Annotated in this window: 16 protein-coding genes, 1 tRNA gene and 1 pseudogene; 15 read left to right on the forward strand and 3 right to left on the reverse strand. The window is 54.7% G+C overall.

Translation table 11 applies throughout. The annotated features are described in order from the left end of the window. Positions 1-3 precede the first annotated feature (3 nt). The 14 genes and pseudogenes from ACVXHP_RS09990 (at position 4) to ACVXHP_RS10055 (ending at position 11,970) form a co-directional block, all read left to right on the forward strand. Complete coding sequence (locus tag ACVXHP_RS09990) at positions 4-582, forward strand: phage baseplate assembly protein V (protein WP_032636616.1); 579 nt, start codon at positions 4-6, stop codon at positions 580-582. Next, positions 579-938, forward strand: coding sequence for a GPW/gp25 family protein (locus ACVXHP_RS09995; protein WP_447571365.1), 360 nt, complete (start codon positions 579-581; stop codon positions 936-938). The genes ACVXHP_RS09990 and ACVXHP_RS09995 overlap by 4 nt, the downstream gene beginning before the upstream one ends. Next, the gene (locus ACVXHP_RS10000; protein ID WP_447571366.1) at positions 925-1,833 is read left to right on the forward strand and encodes a baseplate assembly protein; all 909 of its coding nucleotides are present in this window, start codon (positions 925-927) and stop codon (positions 1,831-1,833) included. Before ACVXHP_RS09995 ends, ACVXHP_RS10000 begins: the two co-directional genes overlap by 14 nt. Further along, entirely contained in the window at positions 1,826-2,431 is a 606-nt protein-coding gene (locus tag ACVXHP_RS10005; protein WP_058657795.1) for a phage tail protein I, read from the forward strand. Before ACVXHP_RS10000 ends, ACVXHP_RS10005 begins: the two co-directional genes overlap by 8 nt. Beyond that, positions 2,428-3,948: a phage tail protein gene (locus tag ACVXHP_RS10010; RefSeq protein WP_447571367.1), complete on the forward strand. Its 1,521-nt coding sequence runs from the start codon at positions 2,428-2,430 to the stop codon at positions 3,946-3,948. The genes ACVXHP_RS10005 and ACVXHP_RS10010 overlap by 4 nt, the downstream gene beginning before the upstream one ends. Beyond that, positions 3,948-4,340 carry a tail fiber assembly protein gene (locus tag ACVXHP_RS10015; RefSeq protein ID WP_447571368.1) on the forward strand — a complete coding sequence of 131 codons (393 nt, stop codon included), beginning with the start codon at positions 3,948-3,950 and terminating at the stop codon, positions 4,338-4,340. Before ACVXHP_RS10010 ends, ACVXHP_RS10015 begins: the two co-directional genes overlap by 1 nt. 132 nt (positions 4,341-4,472) lie before the next feature. Further along, positions 4,473-5,645, forward strand: a complete 1,173-nt coding sequence (locus tag ACVXHP_RS10020) for a phage tail sheath protein (protein ID WP_447571369.1) — start codon at positions 4,473-4,475, stop codon at positions 5,643-5,645. Between the two features lie 9 nt (positions 5,646-5,654). Next, positions 5,655-6,170 (forward strand): phage major tail tube protein, encoded by a 516-nt coding sequence (locus ACVXHP_RS10025; RefSeq protein ID WP_024552851.1) that lies wholly within the window; start codon positions 5,655-5,657, stop codon positions 6,168-6,170. A 54-nt stretch (positions 6,171-6,224) separates the two neighbouring features. Further along, positions 6,225-6,527 carry a phage tail assembly protein gene (locus ACVXHP_RS10030; protein ID WP_032636603.1) on the forward strand — a complete coding sequence of 101 codons (303 nt, stop codon included), beginning with the start codon at positions 6,225-6,227 and terminating at the stop codon, positions 6,525-6,527. Positions 6,528-6,541: 14 nt separating this feature from the next. Beyond that, on the forward strand, positions 6,542-6,661 hold the full coding sequence (locus tag ACVXHP_RS10035; protein ID WP_023206368.1) for a GpE family phage tail protein: 120 nt from the start codon (positions 6,542-6,544) through the stop codon (positions 6,659-6,661). Next, a pseudogene (locus ACVXHP_RS10040) lies at positions 6,654-9,428 on the forward strand (phage tail tape measure protein); the annotation flags it as partial. The gene ACVXHP_RS10035 and the pseudogene ACVXHP_RS10040, both read left to right, overlap by 8 nt. Before the next feature lie 671 nt (positions 9,429-10,099). After that, a complete protein-coding gene (locus tag ACVXHP_RS10045) occupies positions 10,100-10,585 on the forward strand; it encodes a phage tail protein (protein WP_447571370.1) in 486 nt (161 codons plus the stop codon). After that, positions 10,582-11,682 carry a phage late control D family protein gene (locus ACVXHP_RS10050; RefSeq protein WP_057057191.1) on the forward strand — a complete coding sequence of 367 codons (1,101 nt, stop codon included), beginning with the start codon at positions 10,582-10,584 and terminating at the stop codon, positions 11,680-11,682. Before ACVXHP_RS10045 ends, ACVXHP_RS10050 begins: the two co-directional genes overlap by 4 nt. 69 nt (positions 11,683-11,751) lie before the next feature. After that, complete coding sequence (locus tag ACVXHP_RS10055; protein WP_024146528.1) at positions 11,752-11,970, forward strand: DNA-binding transcriptional regulator; 219 nt, start codon at positions 11,752-11,754, stop codon at positions 11,968-11,970. 136 nt (positions 11,971-12,106) lie between these two features. Here ACVXHP_RS10055 and ACVXHP_RS10060 read toward each other — a convergent pair. Then, positions 12,107-12,182, reverse strand: a tRNA-Ile gene (locus ACVXHP_RS10060). Positions 12,183-12,306: 124 nt separating this feature from the next. On the opposite strand from ACVXHP_RS10060, the gene mug reads away from it, so the two are divergent. Next, on the forward strand, positions 12,307-12,813 hold the full coding sequence (mug, locus tag ACVXHP_RS10065; protein WP_069324359.1) for a G/U mismatch-specific DNA glycosylase: 507 nt from the start codon (positions 12,307-12,309) through the stop codon (positions 12,811-12,813). Positions 12,814-12,858: 45 nt separating this feature from the next. On the opposite strand, the gene rpoD is transcribed toward mug, so the two are convergent. Continuing rightward, a complete protein-coding gene (gene rpoD, locus ACVXHP_RS10070; protein WP_304702184.1) occupies positions 12,859-14,703 on the reverse strand; it encodes an RNA polymerase sigma factor RpoD in 1,845 nt (614 codons plus the stop codon). A gap of 284 nt (positions 14,704-14,987) precedes the next feature. Beyond that, on the reverse strand, positions 14,988-16,733 hold the full coding sequence (dnaG, locus tag ACVXHP_RS10075; protein ID WP_447571371.1) for a DNA primase: 1,746 nt from the start codon (positions 16,731-16,733) through the stop codon (positions 14,988-14,990). Positions 16,734-16,948 lie beyond the last annotated feature (215 nt).

The following is a 16,948-nucleotide window of genomic DNA, read 5'->3' on the forward strand; positions in this document are numbered from 1 at the left end:
GTTATGAATGCACAACTGACCGAAATCATGCGCCTTATCACCAACCTGATCCGCACCGGCACTGTGACCGAAGTGGATCGGGAAAACTGGCTGTGCCGGGTGAGGGTGGGCGAGCTTGAAACCAACTGGATTAACTGGCTGACGCTGCGTGCCGGTGGTGCCCGTACATGGTGGTGCCCGTCGCCGGATGAGCAGGTGGTGGTGCTGAGCATGGGCGGCAATCTGGAAACCGCTTTTGCGTTGCCTGCCATCTATTCCAATCAGTTTGCGCCGCCGTCGGACTCCGTGGACGGTTGCGTGACGGAGTACCCGGATGGAGGCTGGTTTGAGTATGAACCCGCCACCGGGCGGTGGCATGTCCGGGGTATCAAATCCATGGTGATCGAGGCGGCGGACAATATCACCCTCAAAACCGGTGAGTTTGTGGTGGAGGCAGACACCACACGCATTAACAGCGAGGTGGTGATCAATGGCGGCGTCACCCAGGGCGGCGGCGCGATGAGTTCCAACGGGATCGTGGTGGATAAACACGGTCACACCGGCGTTAAGTCCGGCGGTGATACGTCAGGAGGACCGGTATGACGATGTATATCGGCATGAGCCAGGGCAACGGCAAGGCCATTACTGATACTGACCATCTGCGCCAGTCAGTGCGGGATATTCTGCTGACCCCACAGGGCAGCCGGATTGCCCGCCGGGAATATGGTTCCCTGCTGTCCGCCCTGATTGACCAGCCGCAGAACCCGGCGCTACGCCTGCAGGTCATGTCTGCGGTCTATGTGGCCCTGAGTCGCTGGGAGCCACGGCTTACGCTGGATTCCATCACCATCAGCAGCAATTTTGACGGTTCCATGGTGGTTGAGCTTACCGGGCAGCGTAATAACGGCGCGCCGGTTTCCCTTTCCGTATCAACAGGAGCAGACAATGGCAGTGATTGACCTTTCCCAGCTGCCCGCGCCGCAGATAGTGGACGTGCCGGATTTTGAGACGCTGCTGGCTGAGCGCAAGGCCGCTTTTGTGGCTCTTTATCCGGAGGATGAGCAGGACGCGGTGCGGCGCACGCTGTCGCTGGAATCTGAACCCGTCACCAAGCTGCTGCAGGAAAGCACCTACCGTGAAATCCTTTTGCGGCAGCGTATTAACGAGGCCGCGCAGGCGGTCATGGTGGCATATGCCATCGGCGGCGATCTCGATCAGCTGGCAGCCAACTACAACGTAAAACGCCTGACGGTAACGCCTGCCGACAACGACGCGGTGCCGCCGGTTGCTGCCGTCATGGAAAGCGATGATGCGTTGCGCCTGCGTGTTCCGGCTGCGTTTGAGGGTTTGTCCGTTGCGGGGCCGACGGCGGCCTATGAGTTTCACGCCAAAAGCGCGGACGGGCGCGTGGCAGATGCCAGCGCAACCAGTCCGGCACCGGCGGAGGTGGTGCTTACCGTACTGAGCCGTGAAGGTGACGGTATGGCAGAGGCTGATCTGCTGTCAGTGGTGGAGCAGGCGCTTAACAGCGAGAACGTGCGTCCGGTGGCAGACCGCCTGACAGTGCGCAGCGCCGAAATAATTCCGTACCGCGTGGATGCGACGATTTTTCTTTATCCGGGGCCGGAAGCTGAGCCGGTGATGGCGGCAGCAAAAGCCAGTCTGCAGAAGTACATCGCCAGTCAGACGCGGCTGGGCCGTGATATCCGTCGCAGCGCGATTTATGCCGCGCTGCACGTTGAGGGCGTCCAGCGTGTGGAACTGGCGTCCCCGCTGGATGATGTGGTGCTGGATAAGACGCAGGCGGCATCCTGTACGGAATGGAGCGTAACCAACGGGGGCACGGATGAATAGCCTGCTGCCGCCCGGTTCATCGCCGCTTGAGCGCCGACTGGCGCAGACCTGCAGCGGGATTTCAGATCTGCAGGTGCCGCTGCGCGATTTGTGGAACCCGGCAACATGTCCGGTCAGCTTTCTGCCGTATCTGGCGTGGGCGTTTTCCGTTGACCGCTGGGACGAAAGCTGGACGGAGAGCGTCAAGCGCCGTGTGGTGCAGGATGCTTTCTATATCCATCAACATAAGGGAACAACCAGCGCCGTGCGGCGCGTGGTGGAGCCGTTTGGCTTTCTGATCCGCATCATTGAGTGGTGGCAGACCGGCGAGACGCCGGGGACATTCCGCCTGGACATTGGTGTGCAGGATCAGGGCATCACGGAAGAAACCTATCTGGAGCTGGAGCGCCTGATCGGTGACGCCAAACCCTGCAGCCGCCATCTGATCGGCATGTCCATCAACCTGCAGACCAGCGGCCCCTATTTTGTGGGCGCAGCCACCTACACCGGCGAGGAAATCACGATCTACCCGTATATCAACGAAACCATTATTTCCGGCGGCACCGCTTACGAAGGCGGGGCGGTCCATGTTATTGACACAATGAGAGTGAATCCATGAGCGCAAAATTTTATACCCTGCTGACGGATATCGGCGCGGCGAAACTGGCAAGCGCCGCCGCGCTCGGTGTCCCGTTGAAAATTACCCAGATGGCTGTGGGTGACGGTGGCGGTGTGCTACCGACTCCAAGCGCGCAGCAGACAGCGCTGGTTGCTGAAAAGCGCCGTGCGGCATTAAATATGCTGTATATCGATCCGCAGAACAGCAGCCAGATTATTGCTGAGCAGGTGATCCCCGAAACCGAGGGCGGTTGGTGGATTCGTGAAGTTGGTTTGTTTGATGAAACAGGTGCACTGATTGCTGTGGGCAACTGCCCTGAGAGCTACAAGCCGCAGCTGGCAGAAGGGAGCGGACGCACGCAGACCGTGCGAATGGTGCTGATTACCAGCAGCACCGATAACATCACCCTGAAAATTGACCCGGCAGTGGTGCTGGCAACCCGCAAGTATGTGGATGACAAAGTGCTGGAGCTAAAGGTGTATGTGGATGACCTGATGGCAAAGCACCTTGCCGCAGCGGACCCCCACACTCAGTACGCGCCCAAAGAGAGCCCGACGTTAACCGGCACGCCGAAAGCACCGACAGCTGCGCAGACGGCGAACAATACGCAGATTGCCACCACGGCCTTTGTCAAATCAGCCATAGCGGCGCTGGTTGCATCATCCCCGGCGGCGCTGGATACGCTGAACGAACTGGCAGAGGCGCTGGGTAATGATCCGAACTTCGCCACCACCATGACAAACGCCCTGGCTGGCAAGCAGCCGCTCAACAGTACCTTAACCGATCTGTCCGGCAAGTCGGTTGCGGGCATTCTCGAATACCTTGGTTTGGGCGATGGCAAATTTCAGGGGCGATTAATTAATACTGTGATTTTCAGAACCTCAGGGCTGTACACCCCCACAAAAGGAGCCAGAAAAATCCGCGTTATCGCTGTAGGTGGCGGCGGCGGAGGGGGTGGTGTTCCAGCTACAACTGAAACACAGCAGGCAACCAGCGCCGGGGGAATGTCTGGTGCTTACATTGATTCTATTTTTGATATTAATGCCAGCTTCACAGCTAATGTAGTTGTTGGCGCTGCGGGGAAGCGTGGAGCGGCAGGCTCTAATTCTGGCGGTGACGGTGGTACGACTTCATTCGGAGAACTGGTAACAGCACCCGGCGGTACAGGTAGTGGGGCTGGAGGTGTATCAGCAAATTCGACATACATACAAGGTGTTGCGAGGGGAAAATCAGCAACTTCATCGGGTATCGTGTTGCAATCTGTGCGCAGTAGCTTTGATCTCCCAGGGGCAATAGTTATTTCAATCAAGGCCGTATCTGGAGGCCATGGGGGTAGCACCCCCCTCGGTCAATGTGGCATTGGTGGCGCAAGTTCAGCAACATTTTCAGGGCGCGGGGGTGGCGATGCCGAGGGTTATGGCTCAGGCGGTGGCGGTGCCTGTGCGGCAGCATCCAGCGATCCACAAGCGGGCGGGAGTGGTGCGCCGGGGATTGTCATTGTTCAGGAGTATACATAATGAGTAACTTTGCCTTGGTTCGGAACGGTGTTGTTGAAAACATTGTCCTGTGGGATGGTGAAGGAGATATTTTCTCTGATTACGAAGTAATTAATGTTGATGATATTAGCGCTGGGGTTGGCTGGTTATATACTAACGGTGCTTTTATAGCACCGCCTGCACCTGAGATCCCTCATGAGGAACATGTCTATCAGGCTGAGTCGCGTAAATCATCACTCCTCAATGAGGCTTATTCGACCATTAGTATTTGGCAGACAGAATTATTGCTGGGTACGATTACTGAAGAAAGTCGGATGTTATTAATTGAATGGCTGGAATACATCAAAGCATTAAAAGATGTCGATACCTCGACAGCGCCCAATATTATCTGGCCTGAATCTCCCAAAAATTAAACACGCCCCCGCACTTGCGGGGTTTTTTTTACCCCTTCCATTGTGCCATTTACCATACATAGCCTGGCGCGTGCGCCACGCGCATATCAACAAGAACATAAGCAGACCCCCTGTAACCGGAGAGACTGCCTTATGGCTCAGGATTACCACCACGGGGTGCGCGTTGTTGAAGTCAACGACGGCACTCGATCCATTTCCACGGTGAGCACTGCCATCGTGGGCATGGTCTGCACCGGCGATGATGCCGATGCGTCCATGTTTCCCCTCAATAAGCCTGTCCTGCTGACTGACGTACTGACTGCCAGCGGCAAAGCGGGCGATTCCGGCACGCTGGCCCGCTCGCTGGATGCGATTGCCGACCAGGCTAAACCTGTGACCGTTGTCGTGCGCGTGGCGCAGGGCGAAACCGAAGAAGAAACCACTTCCAACATTATCGGCGGCGTAACGGCTGAAGGGAAAAAGACGGGCGTTAAGGCTCTGCTTTCTGCTCAGTCGCAGCTCGGCGTTAAGCCGCGCATCCTTGGCGTGCCGGGACACGACACGCAGGCGGTTGCTACTGAGCTGCTGAGCGTGGCGCAGAGTCTGCGCGGGTTCGCCTACCTGTCCGCCTACGGCTGCAAAACGGTGGAAGAGGCGATTGCCTACCGTGACAATTTCAGCCAGCGCGAGGGGATGCTGATCTGGCCTGACTTCATCAACTTTGACACCGTGCTGAATGCAGACGCGACGGCTTACTCCTCCGCCCGTGCGCTCGGCCTGCGCGCCAAAATTGACGAACAGACAGGCTGGCACAAAACCCTTTCTAACGTTGGCGTGAACGGCGTCACTGGCATTTCCGCCGATGTGTTCTGGGATCTGCAGGACCCGGCAACCGATGCGGGACTGCTCAACCAGAATGACGTCACCACGCTTATCCGCAAAGATGGCTTCCGCTTCTGGGGTTCCCGCTGCCTCAGTGACGATCCTCTGTTTGCCTTTGAGAACTACACCCGCACGGCGCAGGTGCTGGCTGACACCATCGCAGAAGCGCACATGTGGGCGGTGGATGGCGTGCTCAACCCATCGCTGGCCCGTGACATTATCGAAGGTATCCGCGCCAAGCTGCGCAGCCTGAAAACGCAGGGCTACATCATCGGCGCAGACTGTTGGCTGGATGAGTCGGTGAACGATAAAGACTCCCTGAAAGCCGGGAAACTCACTATCGACTACGACTACACGCCCGTGCCGCCGCTTGAAAACCTGATGCTGCGCCAGCGCATCACCGATCAGTATCTGCTGGATTTCTCCAGCCAGGTCAGCGCGTAAGGGGACACCATGGCTTTACCACGCAAGTTAAAACACCTGAACCTGTTCAACGACGGGAACAACTGGCAGGGGATCGTTGAGTCTCTGACCCTGCCGAAATTCACCCGCAAGTTTGAGAAGTATCGCGGCGGCGGTATGCCGGGTGCGGTGGACGTGGATATGGGGCTGGATGACGGCGCACTGGACACGGAATTTTCAATAGGCGGCACCGAACTGCTGTTATTCAAGCAGATGGGCAAGGCAACCGTTGACGGCATCCAGCTGCGTTTCACCGGCTCCATTCAGCGTGACGATACCGGCGAAGTGCAGGCCGTTGAGCTGGTTGTGCGCGGGCGTCATAAAGAAGTGGATTCCGGCGAGTGGAAAACCGGCGAGAGCAGCACCACCAAGGTCAGCAGCACCAACAGCTACGCGAAGCTGACCATTAACGGCGAAGTGCTCTATGAGGTCGATCTGGTCAACATGGTTGAAATCGTTGACGGCGTGGACCTGATGGAAGAACACCGTAACGCCCTCGGCCTCTGATTAACCTTAACGGCGCGGGCAGCCGCGCCAGTAGTTTATTAACAGGAAAAGAACATGAGCGACAAACTGACTGAAAAGACTGTGCAACTGGATACCCCGATCAAGCGCGGTAAAACTGAAATTACCGAAATTGTGCTGCGCAAGCCGCAGTCCGGTGCGCTGCGTGGCACCCGTCTGCAGGCCATTATGGATATGGACGTGGGCGCGATGATGACTGTGATCCCGCGTATCTCTACCCCGACACTGACCGCGCAGGAAATGGCAGAACTGGACCCCGCCGATCTCACCGCATTGTCGGTAGAGGTGGTGACTTTTTTGTTGAAGAAGTCGGTGCTTGCCGGTTTACCGACAGCCTGACGGTTGATGATTTGGTGGCAGATATTGCCACCATCTTTCACTGGTCGCCGTCCACCACTGACGTTATGCCGCTGACTGATGTGCTGGAGTGGCGGCATAAAGCGATTCAGAGAAGCGGGGCCAGCGATGAGTGACAACAACCTGCGCCTGCAGGTGATTCTTAATGCGGTTGACAAGCTCACCCGCCCATTCCGATCCGCGCAGGCCAGCTCAAAAGAGCTGGCTACTGCGCTTCAAACTACCCGGAACAGTTTGAAAGAACTGAATAAACAGGCCGGGCGTATTGATGAATTCCGTAAAACCCGGTCACAGCTTGCAATCACTGCAACAAATCTCAGTGCTGCGCGCGAAGAAGCCGCAAAACTTGCCACGCAGTTTGCTGCAACAAATCGCCCAACTGCTGCTCAGGCTAGATTATTTAGTCAGGCAAAAAACCGTGTGCAGGAACTGCAGCAGACCTACAACGGCCTGTTGGGTTCGGTACAACGGCAGCGGCAAGCGCTGAAAGAATCCGGCATTGATACTAAACAGCTCAGTAGCGCCCAGCGGGAACTGCGTAAAAATGCCGACGAAACCCGGCAGGCGATGGAACGTCAGCAGAAATCCCTGAAACGCCTGGGCGAACAGCAAGCGAAAATGAATGCCGCACGTGAGCAATATTCACGCCGTCTTGAGGTGAGGGATCGCATTGCCGGAGCAGGGGCAACCACCACGGCAGCGGGGCTGGCAATGGGTGCGCCGGTCATGGCAGCGGTGAAAAGCTACTCCAGCATGGAAGATGCCATGAAAGGCGTGGCAAAGCAGGTAAACGGGTTGCGGGACGATAACGGCAACCGCACGAAACAGTTTTATGACATGCAGGATGCTATCAAGGCCGCCAGCGAACAGCTGCCGATGGAGAACGGCGCTATAGACTATGCCGCACTGGTTGAAGGTGGTGCGCGCATGGGCGTGACTAAACAGGACGATCCTTACGAAGACCAGAAGCGTGACCTGCTGGCCTTTGCATCCACGGCGGCAAAAGCGGCAACGGCGTTTGAGCTACCCGCCGATGAATTAGCTGAAAGTTTGGGAAAGGTGGCGCAACTTTATAAGGTGCCTACCCGTAATATCGAGCAGTTGGGCGATGCACTGAACTATTTAGATGATAACGCTATGTCAAAAGGCGCGGATATTATCGACGTGCTGCAGCGCATGGGGGGTGTGGCTGATCGATTGGACTATCGTAAAGCGGCTGCGCTTGGCTCTACGCTGCTTACTCTGGGGGCTGCCCCAGAAGTAGCCGCAACCGCAGCTAATGCGATGGTGCGTAAATTGTCTGCCGCAACAGTTCAGGGAAAAAGTTTTCAAGAAGGGGTGGGCATATTAAAGCTCGATCCTGAAAAGCTTGAAAAACAAATGACCAAGGACGCGATGGGGACTATTCAGAGTGTACTTGAGAAGGTCAATAGTCTACCCAAAGATAAACGATTAGGCGTGATGTCTTTAGTCTTTGGAAATGAATTTGGTGATGATGCGGCAAAACTTGCAAACAATCTTACAGAGCTGAAACGCCAGCTTAGCCTTACTGCAGGCGATGAAGCGAACGGCTCCATGCAGAAAGAATCTGATATCAACAAAGACTCTTTATCTGCACAGTGGTTGCTAGTCAAAACAGGGGCGCAGAATGCTTTCAGTAGCCTGGGCGAAACGCTGCGCCAGCCATTGATGGATATTATGGATTCCGTAAAAAGTGTCACTGGCGCATTACGTAGCTGGATAGAGGCCAACCCGCAGCTGGCAGGCACGTTGATGAAAGTTGCTGCAGCGACTGCCGCGATCACCGTTGCGCTCGGTATGCTTACAGTGGCGGTGGCTGCAGTGCTGGGGCCGATAGCGGTGATCCGGTTTGGCCTGTCTGTCTTGGGTGTAAAAACTTTACCTTCTGTTACTGCCGCAGTTACCCGAACTGGAAGTGCGTTGTCATGGCTGGCAGGTGCTCCACTTTCCCTGTTGCGTCGTGGTATGGCCTCATCCGGCGGCAGTGCCGGGCTGCTGAGCGCTCCCCTTAATTCCTTGCGCCGTTCTGCCGGGCTGGCTGGCAATGCACTGAAAGCTGTAGCAGGTGCGCCGCTTGTAATGCTACGCGCGGGAATGTCAGGCATTCGTAATGTTATTGGTATGGTGATGAATCCGCTGGCGGTGCTGCGGGGTGGGTTATCTGCTGCCGGTGGCGTGCTGCGTTTTCTGGTATCCGGCCCACTGGCATTACTTCGTGTCGCGCTATATGGCATTTTCGGTCTGCTGGGTGCGTTACTTAGTCCGATAGGGCTGGTTGTGGCTGCGCTGGCTGGCGTGGCGCTGGTTGTCTGGAAATACTGGCAGCCGATCAGCGCATTTTTGGGTGGTGTGGTGGAGGGATTCAAAGCCGCTGCTGCACCGATCAGTGCTGCCTTTGAGCCATTGCGGCCTGTTTTTCAGTGGATTGGCGACAAGGTGCAGGCTTTGTGGGGGTGGTTCACTGATTTGCTTACGCCGGTTAAATCCACTTCCGAAGAACTGAACAGCGCAGCTGCAATGGGCCGCAGGTTTGGTGAGGCACTGGCGGAAGGTCTGAATATGGTGATGCACCCGCTTGAGTCTCTCAAGTCAGGCGTGTCGTGGTTGCTAGAAAAACTCGGCATCGTCAGTAAGGAAGCGGCAAAAGCAAAATTACCTGAACAGGTTACACGACAGCATCCTGCTACGGTGAACAGTGACGGTAAGGTGGTGTTGCCACCTGGCGGATTTCCGTCGATGGGGTTTGCAGGCATGTATGACAGCGGTGGCACAATCCCGCGAGGTCAGTTTGGCATCGTTGGGGAGAACGGCCCCGAAATAGTGAACGGTCCCGCAAATGTCACCGGTCGAAAACGCACTGCTGAGCTGGCAAGGATGGCGGCAACGCTCAATCCTTCACAAGCGGAACCAGCCAGCGCTAAACGGCGTCCTGAAAGCAGGATTATTTTGCCGCCTGATAGCGTGAATGGCCCAGCAAACTTTCCTGTAAGCAATCGTGCTACTGAACTGACGAAACTGGCGGCAAAGGTAAGCCCCTCTCACGATGTAACATCCAGCCGGGAGCAACGGGCTGAAAGCCGGTTAATGTTGCCGTCTGAAATCGCTAACGCCCCGGTAAAATTTCCGAGTAGAGATCGCTCTGTTGAGCTTGCTGGTATCGCTGCAGCCGTCATGCCGACACAGGCCGTTACGGAAATCACGGCGAAAAGAGCTGATCCGGAGACTTTAAGTCAGAAGGTTCTGGCTTCCGTCATAGCTGGCGTAATGGGCGTAGCGGCAGCACCTGCGGAGGCTGCTCCACTGCATCCGTACAGCCTACCGGCAATGGCATACAAACAAAGTCAACCTGCGAAATCTGCCAGCGTACCGCCAGTGATCCGTTATGAGATTAACGCGCCGATTAATATCACTGCCCAGCCTGGGCAGAGTGCGCAGGATATTGCCCGCGAAGTCGCGCGGCAGCTTGACGAGCGCGAGCGCAAAGCCAGGGCTAAAGCGCGGAGTAATTTCAGTGATCAAGGGGGATATGAATCATGATGATGGTGCTGGGGTTATATGTCTTCATGCTGCGTACAGTGCCATATCAGGAGCTGCAGTATCAGCGAAGCTGGCGACACGCCGCCAACAGTCGGGTGAACCGGCGACCATCAACGCAGTTTCTTGGCCCGGATAATGACCCGCTGACGTTATCTGGCGTACTGCTGCCGGAAGTCACCGGGGGCAGGCTGTCATTGCTCGCGCTGGAGCAAATGGCAGAGCTGGGCAAAGCATGGCCTCTGATTGAGGGAAGCGGGACCATTTACGGCATGTTTGTGATCGAGAGCCTGAGTCAGACAAAAACAGAGTTTTTTGAAAGCGGAATGCCTCGCCGTATTGAGTTTACGCTGACCATGAAAAGGGTTGATGAGTCGCTGTCTGATATGTTCGGCAGTCTCAGCGATCAGCTCAGTAACCTGCAGGACTCTGCAACATCTGCGATAGGTAATATTAAAAATACGGTTGGAGGGTTGCTGCAGTGAATTTTAGCTCTGATCTTTTTGACCTGAACAGCAAAAGCCCGGCTTTCAGTATCACCATTGAAGGTAAGGACGTGACTACCGCGCTGGATGCGCGCTTGATGAGTCTGACGCTGACCGATAACCGGGGTTTTGAGGCTGACCAGCTTGATCTGGAGCTGGACGACGCCGACGGGCAGATCGTTCTGCCGCGACGTGGTGCCGTTATTCAGCTGGCGCTGGGATGGAAGGGCCAGCCACTTTTCCCAAAAGGGGCATTCACGGTGGATGAGATTGAGCATAGCGGTGCCCCTGACCGCCTGACCATTCGCGCACGTAGTGCTGATTTTCGTGAAACCCTCAATACCCGGCGCGAAAAGTCATGGCACCAGACAACCGTTGGCGATGTGGTAAAGGAAATCGCAGCACGGCATGACCTCAAAATGGCGTTGGGTAAAGACCTGACGGATAAGGCGCTGGATCACATGGACCAGACCAATGAAAGCGATGCCAGTTTCCTGATGAAGCTGGCGCGCCAGTATGGGGCGATTGCTTCCGTTAAGGATGGAAACCTGCTGTTTATCAGGCAGGGGCAGGGAAGAACAGCGAGCGGTAAGCCGTTGCCGGTTATCACCATTGAACGTAAAGCCGGTGACGGTCATCGTTTTACCCTGGCTGATCGTGGTGCTTATACCGGTGTAATTGCCAGTTGGCTGCATACTCGCGAACCCAAGAAAAAAGAAACAACCAAGGTTAAGCGCCGCCGGAAGAAAACCACCGCGCCCAAAGAGCCGGAAGCAAAACAGGGTGATTATCTGGTGGGAACGGATGAAAACGTGCTGGTTCTTAATCGTACTTACGCAAACCGCAGCAATGCTGAGCGTGCGGCAAAAATGCAATGGGAGCGCCTGCAGCGTGGTGTTGCGTCTTTCTCCCTGCAGCTCGCTGAGGGCCGGGCAGATCTCTACACCGAAATGCCGGTAAAGGTGAGCGGCTTTAAGCAGCCTATCGACGATGCCGAATGGACCATTACAACTTTGACGCATACGGTCAGCCCGGATAATGGTTTTACTACCAGTCTGGAGCTTGAAGTAAAAATTGATGATTTAGAAATGGAATGATTTTGTTCACAAAATGGATGTGTAGTGTATCATTATGTGATTGCGAGGAATCGGTGGGGAGAGACGGATATGATGAATTGTCCGAAATGCGGACATGCTGCACATACTCGTAGTAGCTTTCGGGTGTCTGATAACACAAAAGAACGCTACTGCCAGTGCCAAAATATTAATTGTGGCACCACTTTTGTTACCCATGAAACCGTCGTGCGCTACATTGTTACCCCTGGACTTGTCGATCATGCTCCGCCACACCCATTAAATAGTGGTCAGGGACACATGAATTTCTAACAAATTAACCCGCTTAGGCGGGTTTTTTGTTGATGGTAGCTGAAATCCTGCTGCCATTTTGCTGCCAACAAATATCCAGATAACAAAAAAGCCACTCGTTTGAGTGGCTTAATTATATGATTTTACAGTTAAAATTTGGTGGCCCCTGCTGGACTTGAACCAGCGACCAAGCGATTATGAGTCGCCTGCTCTAACCACTGAGCTAAGGGGCCGTGGCGGTGGATTATAAAGTAACTCCGCGTCGCAATCCAGACATAAGCGTACGGATGCTGATTTTATAAACAATGTATTTTCAGTCCGTTATACTGTTACTCTGATGTATTGTTCGGAGTAATTATGGTTAAGGACATACTGGCACCGGGACTGCGGGTGGTGTTTTGCGGCATCAATCCGGGGCTATCTTCCGCAGGTACAGGTTTCCCCTTTGCGCATCCCGCCAATCGCTTCTGGAAGGTCATCCATCAGGCGGGATTTACCGATCGCCAGCTGAAACCAGAAGAGGCGCAACACCTGCTGGATTTCCGCTGTGGCGTGACTAAATTTGTCGACAGGCCGACGGTGCAGGCTAATGAAGTGAAGCTACAGGAGATGCGTAGCGGTGGCCGTAAGCTTATTGAAAAGATTGATGACTATCAGCCCGCGGCGCTGGCGATCCTTGGCAAGCAGGCGTTCGAGCAAGGCTTCAGTCAGCGCGGAGCGCAGTGGGGAAAGCAGACGTTGACCATTGGCGCGACGCAGATTTGGGTATTGCCAAATCCCAGCGGATTGAGCCGGATTACACTGGATAAGCTGGTGGAGGCGTATCGCGAGCTGGATGACGCGCTGGTCATGCGCGGGATGTAAATAAAAACGCCACCTTGCGGTGGCGTTTGAACTTATACGGCGAGATTAATCGTCGAGGAAGCTACGCAACACTTCAGAACGGCTCGGGTGGCGCAGTTTACGCAGCGCCTTCGCTTCGATCTGACGGATACGTTCGCGGGTAACGTCGAACTGTTTACCTACTTCTTCCAGCGTGTGGTCGGTGTTCATATCGATACCGAAACGCATACGCAGCACTTTCGCTTCACGGGCGGTCAGGCCAGCCAGAACGTCGTGCGTTGCGGCACGCAGGCTCTCGGTGGTGGCAGAGTCCAGCGGCAGCTCGAGGGTGGTGTCCTCGATGAAATCACCCAGATGCGAATCTTCATCGTCGCCGATCGGCGTTTCCATGGAGATAGGCTCTTTGGCGATCTTCAGCACTTTACGGATCTTGTCTTCCGGCATCAGCATGCGTTCGGCCAGCTCTTCCGGCGTCGGCTCGCGGCCCATCTCTTGCAGCATCTGGCGGGAGATACGGTTGAGCTTGTTGATAGTCTCAATCATATGCACCGGAATACGGATGGTGCGCGCCTGATCCGCGATAGAGCGGGTGATTGCCTGACGGATCCACCAGGTTGCGTAGGTGGAGAACTTGTAACCACGACGGTATTCAAACTTATCAACCGCTTTCATCAGACCGATGTTGCCTTCCTGAATCAGATCCAGGAACTGCAGACCACGGTTGGTGTATTTCTTGGCGATAGAGATAACCAGACGTAAGTTCGCTTCAACCATCTCTTTTTTCGCACGACGGGCTTTCGCCTCACCGATGGACATGCGACGGTTGATGTCTTTAACTTGCTCGATGGTCAGGCCGGTTTCTTCTTCAATCTGCTGCAGTTTCTGCAGGCCGCGGTGAACGTCATCTGCCACGTCGTGCAGTTTTTCAGACCACGGTTTGTTCATCGCGATAGCCGCGTTGAACCACGTTTCGCTGGTTTCATTGCCAGTGAACAGGGTGATGAAGTTTTTCTTCGGCATTTTGCACTGCTCAACGCAGAGCTTCATGATCAGACGTTCCTGAGTACGCACGCGGTCCATCATGACGCGCATGCTGTTTACCAGGTAGTCGAACTGCTTCGGCACCAGGCGGAACTGTTTGAACACTTCAGACAGCTTCTGAATTTCTTCCTGCGCGGCAGCATGGCTGCGGCCTTTCGCTTTGATGGTGTCGCGGGTGATTTCGTACTGGGTACGTAGTTCACCGAATTTTTCACGCGCTAATTCAGGGTCGATGCTGTTGTCGTCATCGCTGCTGTCGTCGTCATCTTCTTCATCTTCTTCTTCATCGTCGTCCAACTCTTCCTGAGAGAGTTCAGAACCGACGTGGGTCGCCGTTGGCGCCATGTCTTCTTCCGCGTTCGGATCGACAAAGCCGGTGATGAGATCGGAAAGACGCGCTTCTTCAGCTTCTACGCGATCGTATTGCTCAAGCAGGTAGGTGATGGCTTCCGGGTATTCGGCAACGGAGCATTGAACCTGGTTAATCCCGTCTTCGATGCGCTTAGCGATGTCGATTTCGCCTTCACGGGTTAACAGTTCAACGGTACCCATTTCACGCATGTACATGCGGACCGGGTCTGTTGTACGGCCGATTTCGGACTCAACGCTGGACAGAACCTGGGCAGCCGCTTCTTCCGCGTCTTCATCGGTGCTGTTGGAGGTTTCAGCAAGCAGCAGATCATCGGCATCAGGTGCTTCTTCCATCACCTGAATACCCATGTCATTGATCATTTGGATGATGTCTTCGATTTGATCTGAATCGACGATATCTTCCGGCAGATGGTCATTGACCTCGGCATAGGTCAGATAGCCTTGCTCCTTACCACGTTGGACAAGAAGCTTCAGCTGTGACTGCGGGTTTTGCTCCATAAGACGGTATCCACACTTAATTCGTTTGATTGGTGTTGGGCGGTAAAACCGCCAACGGCAAAACGAGGGCATACTTATATTTTGCCGCTGCCTCTCCGTGCGGCTGTCGGGGGCTTCCCGATCGATATTCGGCAGTTAAGCCGTTAAATACTTCATCTTTCACGTTGTCTCTGCGTTAGCTGCGTTCTCTCTTCCTGGTCATGTACTTATGTACACTCCCAGGCGTTCGTTCACTTGCTGTCTTGATACAACGCGAATGATTTTGTCTTTGTTTTGTCTTTCTCTTATTTCTTGGCCAGTTCCTGGTTCAGCGTCCAGAGTTCCCGGCGTTCTTCGCTGCTTAAACCGTGTGTGCGCTCACGAGCTATCAACTCTTCCTGGCGCAGTTCAAGCATCGAATCAAACATATGGTTGAGTGAGTCGGTGAAGGTTTTTTCTGCGATATCTTTATCTGCTATATCGTCCCACATCGACAGTTTTTCAAGGGTTGCAGCATCATTTGTGCCACGATAGTGCTCTAAAAGTTGGCCGGTGGTCAGGCCTGGCTGAGCCAGACAAGTGTTGACCAGTTCTCTGAATAAGCCAAGTCCAGGCAGTTTATTGCTGTCCAGCGCGCCTAACGGCGGAACCAGCGGAGCAAGGTCCGGATTCTGCACCAGCAACCCTATAAGTATACGCATGGTCGTACGTTTTAGCTGTGGAACAGGGCGGGAAGCGCCATTTTCTGCCAGTTTTGGCATTAAACGTTCAAGCTGGCTGTCATCCAGAATGCCGAGCTTGTTTCCCAACTCCTGTCGCAGATAAATGCGCAACGTTTCGCCCGGCACCTGAGTGATCAGCGGTAACGCCAGCGTGCTGAGCTGTGCGCGTCCGTCCGGGGTACTCAAATCAACCTGCGGCAACAGGCTATTAAATAAAAACGCGGAGAGCGGCAACGCCTGCTCCATCCGGGCTTCGAAGGCCTCTTTCCCTTCTTTACGCACTAACGTATCGGGGTCTTCGCCATCAGGTAAAAACATAAAGCGTAACTGGCGGCCGTCTGTCATATAGGGCAGTGCGGTTTCCAGCGCGCGCCATGCTGCGTCGCGTCCGGCGCGGTCGCCGTCGTAACAGCAAATCACGTTGTTTGTCGCGCGGAACAACAGTTGGATGTGATCGGCGGTGGTTGACGTCCCAAGGGATGCCACGGCGTAGTTAATGCCGTATTGCGCCAGCGCCACCACATCCATATAGCCTTCTACCACTAACAGGCGCTGCAGATCGGCGTTATCCTGCTGGGCTTCATAAAGGCCATACAGCTGGCGACCTTTATGGAAAATATCGGTTTCCGGGGAGTTCAGATACTTCGGCAGGGCATCGCCCAGCACGCGTCCACCAAAACCAATGACCCGACCACGTTTGTCGCGGATGGGGAACATCACCCGTTCGCGAAAGCGATCGTAACTGCGTCCCTGATCGTTGGTGACCAACATCCCCGCATCGACCAGCGATTTGCGATTCTCAGCATTGCCGCCAAACCGTTTCAGGACGTTGTCCCAGCCGGGGGGCGCAAAACCAATAGCAAAACGGGTGATAACGTCGCTACTTAATCCTCGCTTTTCCAGGTACTGGCGCGCAGGGGTAGCGGCGGGTTGCATCAAAGACTGTTGATAAAAAGTGTTCAGGCCGTCCATCAATTGATAAAGGCTTTGCCGTTGATGGCGCTCTATCTGACTGGGGCCACTGCCTGCTTCATAGGGCACTTCAAGGTTGTGCATTGCGGCCAGTTCTTCGACGGTTTCCACAAACTCGAGCTTGTCGTAGTTCATAAGAAAGTCGACGGCGTTGCCATGCGCGCCACACCCAAAGCAGTGATAAAACTGTTTTTCACCGTTTACGGTGAAAGAGGGGGTTTTTTCGTTATGGAACGGACAGCACGCGTGATAATTTTTGCCCTGCTTTTTCAGCTTTACCCGCGCGTCGATGAGATCGACGATGTCGGTTCTTGCCAGCAGGTCATTAATAAAAACGCGAGGAATTCGTCCAGCCATAAGCCCCTGTTTTTTGATGACTCATATACACAAAATCATTCAGGATGCATCAAGGCGGCAAGGAAGCGAATCCTCAGGAGCGTACAGCAGTACGTGACTGGGGTGAGCGACTGCAGCCAACACTGAGGCAGCTTGAATGATGACGTGTATAAACGAAAATAAGCCGCGCATTCCTTCCGGAAGCACGGCCTTACAACTACAACTCAGTCTGAATT

It is taken from the genome of Citrobacter freundii complex sp. 2025EL-00176 (assembly GCF_053309355.1).